The sequence below is a fragment of the Acetoanaerobium pronyense genome (assembly GCF_017874355.1).
Taxonomy (GTDB): Bacteria; Bacillota; Clostridia; order Peptostreptococcales; family Filifactoraceae; genus Acetoanaerobium; species Acetoanaerobium pronyense.
The window spans coordinates 238,854-248,839 of sequence record NZ_JAGGLI010000001.1; the positions used below are offsets into that span (position 1 = coordinate 238,854).

8 protein-coding genes are annotated in these 9,986 nt (G+C 33.7%); all 8 read left to right on the forward strand.

Going from position 1 to position 9,986, the window contains the following annotated elements; all coding sequences use genetic code 11:
* The first annotated feature begins 16 nt into the window (after positions 1-16).
* Entirely contained in the window at positions 17-937 is a 921-nt protein-coding gene (locus tag J2Z35_RS01185; RefSeq protein ID WP_209658498.1) for a bifunctional riboflavin kinase/FAD synthetase, read from the forward strand.
* Between the two features lie 109 nt (positions 938-1,046).
* Complete coding sequence (gene rpsO / locus J2Z35_RS01190) at positions 1,047-1,310, forward strand: 30S ribosomal protein S15 (protein WP_209658500.1); 264 nt, start codon at positions 1,047-1,049, stop codon at positions 1,308-1,310.
* Positions 1,311-1,370: 60 nt separating this feature from the next.
* Entirely contained in the window at positions 1,371-3,482 is a 2,112-nt protein-coding gene (locus J2Z35_RS01195) for a polyribonucleotide nucleotidyltransferase (RefSeq protein WP_209658502.1), read from the forward strand.
* A gap of 109 nt (positions 3,483-3,591) precedes the next feature.
* Positions 3,592-5,829, forward strand: a complete 2,238-nt coding sequence (locus J2Z35_RS01200) for an FtsK/SpoIIIE family DNA translocase (protein WP_209658504.1) — start codon at positions 3,592-3,594, stop codon at positions 5,827-5,829.
* 2 nt (positions 5,830-5,831) lie between these two features.
* Positions 5,832-6,893 carry a tRNA 2-selenouridine(34) synthase MnmH gene (gene mnmH, locus J2Z35_RS01205; protein ID WP_209658506.1) on the forward strand — a complete coding sequence of 354 codons (1,062 nt, stop codon included), beginning with the start codon at positions 5,832-5,834 and terminating at the stop codon, positions 6,891-6,893.
* On the forward strand, positions 6,883-8,211 hold the full coding sequence (gene rimO / locus J2Z35_RS01210) for a 30S ribosomal protein S12 methylthiotransferase RimO (RefSeq protein WP_209658508.1): 1,329 nt from the start codon (positions 6,883-6,885) through the stop codon (positions 8,209-8,211). The genes mnmH and rimO overlap by 11 nt, the downstream gene beginning before the upstream one ends.
* On the forward strand, positions 8,208-8,726 hold the full coding sequence (pgsA, locus tag J2Z35_RS01215) for a CDP-diacylglycerol--glycerol-3-phosphate 3-phosphatidyltransferase (protein ID WP_209658510.1): 519 nt from the start codon (positions 8,208-8,210) through the stop codon (positions 8,724-8,726). The genes rimO and pgsA overlap by 4 nt, the downstream gene beginning before the upstream one ends.
* Positions 8,727-8,811: 85 nt before the next feature.
* The gene (recA, locus tag J2Z35_RS01220; protein WP_209658512.1) at positions 8,812-9,852 is read left to right on the forward strand and encodes a recombinase RecA; all 1,041 of its coding nucleotides are present in this window, start codon (positions 8,812-8,814) and stop codon (positions 9,850-9,852) included.
* The last annotated feature ends 134 nt before the right edge of the window (positions 9,853-9,986 follow it).

Consider the following 9,986-nt stretch of genomic DNA (forward strand, 5'->3'; position numbering starts at 1 on the left):
CTTTGGAGTGATTAGATTGGAATTGGTTTCTAGCATTAATGACTTGAGCTTTAAAAGTAAAACCGCAGTTACAATAGGCAATTTTGATGGGGTTCATATAGGACACAAAGAACTTATAAATCTTACAACAAAAATTGCAAGTGAAAAAAATTTAAAAAGCCTTGTTTTTACTTTTGAGAATCATCCAATTGAATTTCTTTATAACAAAAAAATAGAGAGGCTAACAAGCCCAGCTAGAAAAAAAGAAATAATAAAAGAGCTTGGAATTGATGAAATAGTTAGCGTAGAGTTCAACTATGATATTAAAAACATGACCACTGAGGAATTTTCTCAGAAAATACTGATTAACGCATTAAATGCCTCTGATGTAATAATGGGATTTGACTCAAGACTTGGAAATGGAAAAGAAGGAAAAGTTGAGTACCTTTATGAAGTTGGAAAAAAAATGGGGTTTAATGTCCATATAGTGGATCAGGTCCTTGTTGATAATATGAGGGTTTCAAGTTCATATATAAGAGAAATGTTAAAACATGGAGAAGTCAAAAGAGTAAAGCATTTTTTAGGCAGAGATTATGAAATAAGTGGAGTAGTTGTTCATGGAAAAAAAATAGGAAGAGTACTTGGCTTTCCTACTGCAAACATTGAACAGGACTACGATGTATTACTTCCTCAAAAGGGAGTATATTATTGTAAGGTTCTTGTAGATGGGGTCTACTATGATGGGGCTACAAGTGTTGGAGATAATCCTACAGTAAAAGACAAGGGATTTTCTGTTGAGACTCACCTTATAAACTTTAGCGGGGACATTTACGGTAAAAATATAAAGCTCTTTTTCCTTGATAGATTAAGAGATGAAATGAAATTCAGATCATTAGAAGATTTGAAATTTCAAATGAACAAGGATGTACTCAAAATCAAGAACTATATATTTACTTAGAAGGTAGTATATGATACAATTAGTGTTGGCAATGAAACCTATGCTGGGTAGCTAGACTCACCAACTACTACATGGCACTAGGGGTTTTAAAAATTATGGAGGTGTAATAATGGAAAAAATGAGAAAAGAAGAAGTAATCAAAACATTTGCTACGAAAGAAGGAGACACAGGTTCTCCAGAAGTACAGGTAGCATTACTTACAGAAAGAATAAATGAGCTTAATGGACATCTTAAGACTCATAAAAAGGATCACCATTCAAGAAGAGGACTTCTTAAAATGGTAGGACAAAGAAGATCACTTCTTAGATACCTAAAAAGCAAAGACCTTGATAGATATAATTCATTGATTCAAAGATTAGGACTTAGAAAGTAATGAAAGAGCAGGTGAACCCTGCTCTTTTTTCTAATATTTAATAATATAAGGAGGTATTTTATGAGTAAAATTTACGAAATGCAATTGGGAACAAAAAATCTCTCAGTTGAAATAGGAAAAGTAGCAGAACTTGCCAATGGAGCATGTATAATGAGAAGTGGCGACACTATGATACTAGTAAGTGCTACGAATTCTTCAAAACCAAGAGAAGGTATAGATTTTTTTCCACTTAGTGTAGATTATGAAGAAAAAATGTACTCTGCAGGTAAAATACCTGGCGGATTCATAAAGAGAGAAGGAAGACCTTCTGAAAAATCCATACTTACATCAAGACTTATAGATAGACCAATAAGACCACTTTTCCCTGATGGATACAGAAATGATGTGCAGGTTGTAGCTACTGTACTTTCTATGGATCAAGATGCTAATCCTGATACCCTTGCTATGATAGGCTCTTCAGTTGCTCTTTCCATATCATCTATACCTTTTAACGGGCCGACGGGTTCAGTATCTGTTGGAAGAATAAACGGAGAGTTTGTAATTAATCCAAATGCTCAGGAAAAATTGGATTCAGATATGTACCTAGTAGTTTCTGGAACAAAAGAAGCTATAATGATGGTAGAAGCTGGAGCTAATGAAGTTGATGAAGCTGTAATGCTAGAGGCTATCCTTTTTGCCCATGAAGAAATCAAAAAAATAGTTTCTTTTATAGAAGAAATTGTAAAAGAAGTGGGAAAACCAAAAGAGGAGTTAAAGCTTCATGAGGTTGATGAAAATATTAAAAGCGAAGTTATAGCTTTTTCAAAGGAAAAGATGAAAAATGCAATAAGAACATTTGACAAGCAAGAAAGAATTGAAAATATGGATAAGGTAAAAAGTGAAGCTTTAGAGCATTTTGCTGAAATCTATCCTGAATCAATTAAAGATGTTGAAGGGATTTTATATTCAATTACTAAAGAAGGAGTTAGAGAACTTATAACTCATGAACAAATAAGACCAGACAACAGAAAGCTTGATGAGATAAGACCTATATGGTCAGAGGTAGGAATGTTACCTAGAACTCACGGTTCTGGACTATTTACAAGAGGACAGACTCAGGTTCTTAGTATTACAACTCTTGGAGCTCTTGGAGATTCTCAAACCCTTGACGGACTTGGAGAAAAAGAAGAAAAAAGATATATGCACCACTATAATTTCCCGGCATTTTCAGTAGGAGAAGCTAGACCTTCAAGAGGTCCGGGAAGAAGAGAGATAGGTCATGGAGCATTAGCAGAAAAAGCACTTGAGCCTATGCTTCCAAGCAAAGAGGATTTCCCATATGCTATAAGAGTAGTATCAGAAGTTCTTTCTTCAAATGGATCCACATCTCAAGCAAGTGTTTGCGGAAGCACCCTTTCTCTTTTAGATGCAGGAGTTCCACTTAAAGATATGGTTGCAGGAATTGCAATGGGACTTATTAAAGAAGGGGAAAATATAGCCGTACTTTCAGATATTCAGGGTATGGAAGATTTCCTTGGAGATATGGACTTTAAAGTTGCTGGTACTGAAAAAGGAATAACAGCTATCCAAATGGATATAAAAATTGCAGGTATAAATGAAAATGTCCTTAAAGAGGCTTTAGAGCAAGCTAGAGTTGGAAGAATTCATATATTAAATGAAATGAGAAAAACTATAGTTACTCATAGACCTGAGCTTTCAGAATATGCTCCTATGATTCTTACACTTCATGTCAAGCCAGATAAAATAAGAGATATAATAGGTCCTGGTGGAAAAATGATTAATAAAATCATTGATGAAACAGGGGCTAAAATTGACATAGATAACGATGGAACAGTGTTTATAGCAGCTGTAAATAGAGATATGGGTAAAAAAGCTAAAGAAATAATAGAAACTATAGTAAAAGAAGCAGAAGTTGGACAAAAATATCTTGGAAAAGTAGTTAAGCTTACTACTTTTGGTGCTTTCCTTGAAATACTTCCAGGAAAAGAAGGTCTTCTTCATATTTCTCAAATTGATACAAAGAGAGTTAATAAAGTAGAGGATGTACTTTCAGTTGGTGATCAAATTGAAGTACTTTTAACTGAAATTGACCAACAAGGCAGAATTAATCTATCAAGAAAAGCTCTTTTAGAAAAAGAATCAAAACCAGAAGTAAAAGAAGAAACAGAATAATTATTAAGTCCATTCAAAGAGCCCTTTAAAAGAGGGCTTTAATTTTTTGCCATAATACCTATAAAATAGTATAATACTTAGTTGAAGGCAACAAAGGATGGTGATTTAATTGGCTAAGAGAATAAGAAAAAGAAAGTCAAAAAAAAAGGAAAAATTTATAAATGAGAATATGCTATCCCTTATTTTTATTTTTGTGGGAATTTTTATGACATTATCTGTAAGAACTGACTCTATGGGGATAATAGGGTCCTCAGTAAAATATCTTTTGCTAGGTTTTTTTTCCAGTTTATCTATTTTAATTTCATTTACCCTAATTTTCTTAGGAGTATATAAATTAATTTATGGGGATAAATTCAGCTACCAAAATATATCAAAAAAAATGATAGGACTCCTTACCTTTATATGTTTTTTAATATATGGACTCTTAAATATAGATTTTTTACCTAAAACAAGTCCACTTTCTTTAGAAAACACGAGACTTATATTTTCGCAGTCTCAAAGAGGGCAAGGTTCTGGAATTATTTCTACTACCCTTACCTACTATATGAAAAGGCTCCTAGGAAGTACTGGAAGCTGGTTTTTTGCAATAGTGCTTTCAGTATTCTTTGCTATTTTTTATCTTAAAGTAGATATAAAAAATCTTGGACCTAAGGCAAGATCAGCTCAAAACTGGCTTACAGGATTAATCAAGGAGATAGTATCTAAAATCCAAAACTTCGTACTTGTAGATGAGGAAGAAGAGGATGAAAAACCAGTAAAGAAGAAAAGAATAAAAATTAAAAAAGAAGATAATTTTGAAGAAACTCCAAATATCTTTTCTGAAAAGAATGATACTCAAAATGATTTTATTGTTCCAGACTTTCAAAATAAAAAAGAAAATTTGATATCTACTAACAATGAAAATATTGTTTCAAATAATAAAAAATATAAAAGAAATGAAAATGAGTTATATGCTTTTCCATCAGTGGATATTTTAAGAGATTATCCTCAGACAAATAAAAAAGACATTTCAAATAGGGCAAAAAATACTAAAACCCTTGAAAATACGCTTTTGAATTTTGGAGTAGATGCAAAGGTCAAAAATGTCACGTATGGACCTACTATTATAAGATATGAGCTAGAGCCAAAAGCAGGAACAAAGGTAAGCAAAATAACGAATCTTACTGAAGATTTGGCACTTGCACTTGCAGCACATAGCATAAGAATCGAAGCTCCAATACCTGGAAAATCCTTAATAGGTATAGAGGTACCCACTTCAGAAAGTGAAATGGTGAGCTTTAAGGATATAGTTAGCAGTCTAGAGTTTAAAAAAACATCTGCAAACATAGCCTTTGGAATGGGTAAGGATATCGCTGGAAGCTCAGTGATTTCAGATATATCCAAAATGCCCCATGTCCTTATTGCAGGGGCCACAGGCTCTGGGAAAAGCGTATGTGTAAATACCCTTATTTGCAGCATATTATATAAATATACCCCAGCAGAAGTACAGCTTATAATGATAGATCCTAAGATGGTAGAGCTTTCTATATATAACGGCATAGGGCATCTGCTTATTCCTGTTGTCACGGATATGAAAAAAGCTCCAAATGCTTTAAATTGGGCAGTAGGAGAAATGAATAGAAGATATAAGCTTTTTTCCGAGCATAAAGTAAAGGACATAAATGGATACAATGAAAAGTTTGAAGAAAAGCTTACAAGGATAGTAATTATTGTAGATGAGCTGGCAGATTTGATGATGGTAAGTCCTAATGAAGTAGAGGATGCTATCTGTAGACTTGCACAAATGGCTAGAGCATGCGGAATACATCTTGTAATAGCAACTCAAAGACCTTCTGTTGATGTTATAACAGGACTTATTAAGGCGAATATACCTTCTAGGATAGCTTTTGCAGTTTCTTCTCAGATGGATTCAAGGACGATACTGGATTCAGGAGGGGCTGAAAAACTTTTTGGACGAGGGGATATGCTTTATTATCCTATGGGTGCAAGCAAACCTGTGAGAATGCAGGGGGCATTTGTAACTGAACAGGAAGTTGAGATGATAACTGATTTTATAAAGGAAAATAATGGGGAAAAAGAAGAAGACAAAGAAATTTCAATGGAGATTGAAAAAATAGAATTTGAAAGTGAGAATATTGAAGACGCTTTGATTCCTGAAGTCTTAGAATTCATAAAAGAAAGGGAACAGGCATCCACTTCCATGCTTCAACGAAAGTTTAGAATAGGTTATAATAGAGCATCAAGAATAATAGATGATCTTGAAGACAAAGGGATTATAGGGCCAAGTGATGGTTCAAAACCAAGAAAAGTATTTTTAGACAAAATAATGCCACAAGAGAAGGTGTAAAATTGAAGGAATTAAGTATAGATGAACTCCTTGCCATAAAAAAAACGCACAATATAGCTATAGTAGATGTGAGGTCCCCAAAGGAATATAATGAAGATCATATAGAAGGATCAATAAATATACCACTTCTGGAAGATGATGAAAGAGCTTTAGTTGGAACCCTTTACAAGACTCAAGGAAAGGAAAGGGCAGTAAAGGAAGGGATAGATATTACAGCCCCGAAGTTAAAGTTTTTTCATGAAAAATTCACAGATATATCCTCAAAACATGACAAGGTTCTAGTTTATTGTTTTAGAGGAGGAATGAGAAGTGGTGCACTATGTAGCTACATCTCTTCAACTGGAATAGAAGTATATAAGCTTCTAGGAGGATATAAATCATACAGAAAGCATGTTATAGACTATTTAGAGAATATTTCAGATACATTAAAATGTATTCTTCTTCACGGAAATACAGGAGCAGGCAAAACTGAAATTTTGATTGATTTAAAAAAGCAGGGTATTCCGGTTTTGGATTTAGAAAAATATGCAAAAAATAGCGGATCTGTGTATGGGGAAATATATTATAGTGATGGACATCAGACTCAAAAAAGATTTGAATCTCTACTTTTTAACAGTCTTTCTAAAAACAATGATAAATTTGTCTTTTTAGAAAGTGAAAGCAGGAAAATAGGAAAGGTTTTTATTCCTAAAGCTCTATCAGATAGCATGAAAAATGGATATCATATATTTGTAGAGAGTTCATTAGAAAAAAGAGTCAGTCGCCTCGTTGAAGATTACTCAAAATCTAAGACAAAGGACGATGATAAGCTTATAAATGCAACGCTTATGCTAAAAGATTCTCTTGGGAAAAAGATAGTGGATGAGCTTATAGATAAAATAAATATTAAGGACTATAGCTATGTAGCGAGATATCTTATTGAAAATTATTATGATAATCTATATAAGCACTCTAATGATAAATACAGCTATGAGTTTAAAGTGAGCTCAGATGATTACAAAGAGACTCTAACTAGATTAATCAGATTTTATGAAGATGTAAAAGGAGACAATTATGAAAAATAAGGTTTATATATCAACTTTGGGATGTTCAAAAAACTTAGTAGATTCTGAGATGATGCTTAGTCTGCTAAAAGAGGATGGAATAGAAAAAACAGATGATTTAAGTAGTGCTGATCTTGCAGTTGTAAACACATGTGGTTTTATTGAATCAGCTAAAGAAGAATCCATATCAGAAATTCTTGATATTGCAAGATATAAGGAGATTGGAAAGTTAAAACATCTAATTGTAGCTGGATGTCTATCTCAAAGATATAGTGAAGACCTGAAAAATGAGCTTCCTGAAGTAGATGCCTTTATAGGAACTACGAGCTTTGAAATGATAAGTCAGATTGTTAAGGGTCTAGAGCTTGGACAAAAACAAAGTCTTATCCTTGATATTAACAGAGATATGAATCTAAGTGCTAAAAGAGAGCTTTTAACTGAAAGCTATAGTGCATTTATAAAAATAGCAGAAGGTTGCGATAATCTTTGTACCTACTGTATTATTCCCAAACTAAGGGGAGGATATAGAAGTAGAAGGATTGAAGATATCATAGAAGAAGCAAAAATGCTAGCTGAAAATGGAGTAAAGGAAATTATACTAATAGCTCAAGATACTACGAAGTACGGATTAGATCTTTATAACGAAAAAAGAATCGCTCAGCTACTTAGAGAGCTTTCAAAAATAGAAAAAATAAAATGGATAAGATTTCTTTATTCATATCCTGAAGATATAGATGAAGAGCTTGTAAAGGCTGTAAAAGAATCTGAAAAAGTATGCTCTTACTTTGATATGCCAATACAACACAGCCACGATAACGTGTTAAAAAGAATGAACAGAAAGACTACCCAAGAGGATATAATTTCGAAGATAGAACTAATAAGAAGTGAAATTCCAAATGCAGTAATTAGAACTACATTAATATCAGGATTTCCTCAAGAATCTGAAGAGGAATTTGAGGATATGGTTAATTTTGTATCTAAAGTCAAATTCGATAGGCTGGGAGTATTTACTTATTCTAAAGAAGAAGGAACCCCTGCTGCAAATATGAAGGGGCATATAGACCAAAAGACTAAAGAATACAGACAAGGAAAAATAATGGAAATTCAGCAAGGAATATCCCTTGAAAAAAATCAAGAATATATAGGAAAAACTATGGAAGTTTTAATAGAAAAAAATGCTGAAGACAACGTTTATGAAGCTAGAAGTTTTAGAGATGCCCCAGAGATTGATGGAATTGTCTTTGTAAAATCAAAAAATAAGCTTGAAAAAGGAAGTTTTGTTAAGGTAAAAATAAATGATGCAATGGAATATGACTTGATAGGAGATGAAATAGAATGAATATAGCAAACAAACTTACTATCCTGAGAATGATTATGGTTCCATTTTTTTTCCTTGCAGTTTATTATGAGAAAGCTTCTGGATTTTTTCCAATTTCAGCTTTTATATTTGCAATAGCTTCTATAACAGATTTTTTGGATGGGTACCTTGCAAGAAAGCACAACATGGTTAGTAATTTTGGGAAATTTATGGACCCACTTGCAGATAAAATACTTGTAGCAGCAGCACTTATAAGCCTTGTGGAAATGAATCTTACTCCCGCTTGGATGGTAGTAATCATAATATCCAGGGAATATTCTGTTAGTATTATAAGAGCTATAGCAGCTTTAAGTGGAGAGGTGATTGCTGCGTCGAAAGGAGGAAAAGCAAAGACTACTACTCAAATCCTTGCAGTCCTTATGCTTTTGCTTAACATACCTTTTGGAAATATAATGATGTGGCTTGCAGTAGTAATAACCTTTGTATCTGGAGCTGATTATCTTATAAAAAACAAAAAGCTTATATCTTTAGATTAAATATAATTCATTTAGTTGACGGTCTAAAAATTTTCATATATAATTAAATAAGAACAAACGTTCTCTTATGAAAGGTGGAATAGTCATGAATGAAAAAAGAAAAGCTCTTGATGCTGCTATAGCTAAAATAGAAAAAGATTTTGGTAAGGGGTCTATAATGACTCTTGGAGAAAATGCTAAAATGAGTATAGAAACAATATCAACAGGATCTATAGGTCTTGATATAGCAATAGGTATAGGAGGACTCCCTAGGGGAAGAATAATTGAGATATACGGACCTGAATCATCAGGTAAGACAACAGTTGCTCTTCATGCAGTTGCCGAAGCTCAAAAAAAAGGAGGCATTGCAGCCTTTGTAGATGCAGAGCATGCCCTTGATCCTGTGTATGCAAAGGCCTTAGGCGTAGATATTGACAATCTAATAGTGTCTCAACCAGATACAGGTGAGCAAGCCCTTGAGATTACAGAGTCACTTGTCAGAAGTGGTGCTATAGATATAATTGTAGTGGATTCAGTAGCTGCCCTTGTACCAAGAGCAGAAATTGAAGGTGAAATGGGAGACTCTCATATAGGTCTTCAGGCAAGACTTATGTCTCAGGCACTTAGGAAATTGGCTGGTTCTATAAGCAAGTCAAATGCAATAACCATATTTATAAATCAGCTTAGAGAAAAAGTGGGAGTAATGTTTGGTAGTCCAGAGACTACAACAGGAGGAAGAGCCCTAAAGTTCTATTCTTCTGTAAGACTTGATGTAAGGAAGATAGACCTTATAAAGCAAGGAGACAATATCCTTGGAAGTAGAACAAGAGTAAAAATAGCAAAAAACAAAGTAGCTCCTCCGTTTAAGCAATGTGAATTTGATATAATGTATGGACAAGGAATATCAAAGGTTGGAGAGCTTGTAGATATAGGTGCCAACGTAAATGTTATAAATAAATCAGGGGCTTGGTATAGCTACAATGAAAATAAATTAGGTCAAGGAAGAGAAAATGTTAAGACTTTTCTTCTGGAAAACCCAGAATTGATGAATGAGATTGAAACAAAAGTTAGGGAGTATTTTGAAATAAATAAAACACCAATAGAAGTCACAGAAGTTCCAAATAAAGAATCCCAACCAGCTGAATAAGGATTTACCATATAAAAAAGCCTTTATGGGCTTTTTTTATTGTGCGCCCAGCATGGGCGCGAACTTGCTGGTGAAAGTCCAGTACGGGGGCTGGTAGTGCCAACCGTTAGCCAAGAGCAAGGGTGTCCATCGTG

Coding starts and splice junctions, on each gene's coding strand:
- rpsO (WP_209658500.1), top strand. CDS start 1,047: ATGGAAAAAATGAGAAAAGAAGAAGTAATCAAAACATTTGCTACGAAA.
- J2Z35_RS01195 (WP_209658502.1), top strand. CDS start 1,371: ATGAGTAAAATTTACGAAATGCAATTGGGAACAAAAAATCTCTCAGTT.
- rimO (WP_209658508.1), top strand. CDS start 6,883: ATGAAAAATAAGGTTTATATATCAACTTTGGGATGTTCAAAAAACTTA.
- pgsA (WP_209658510.1), top strand. CDS start 8,208: ATGAATATAGCAAACAAACTTACTATCCTGAGAATGATTATGGTTCCA.
- recA (WP_209658512.1), top strand. CDS start 8,812: ATGAATGAAAAAAGAAAAGCTCTTGATGCTGCTATAGCTAAAATAGAA.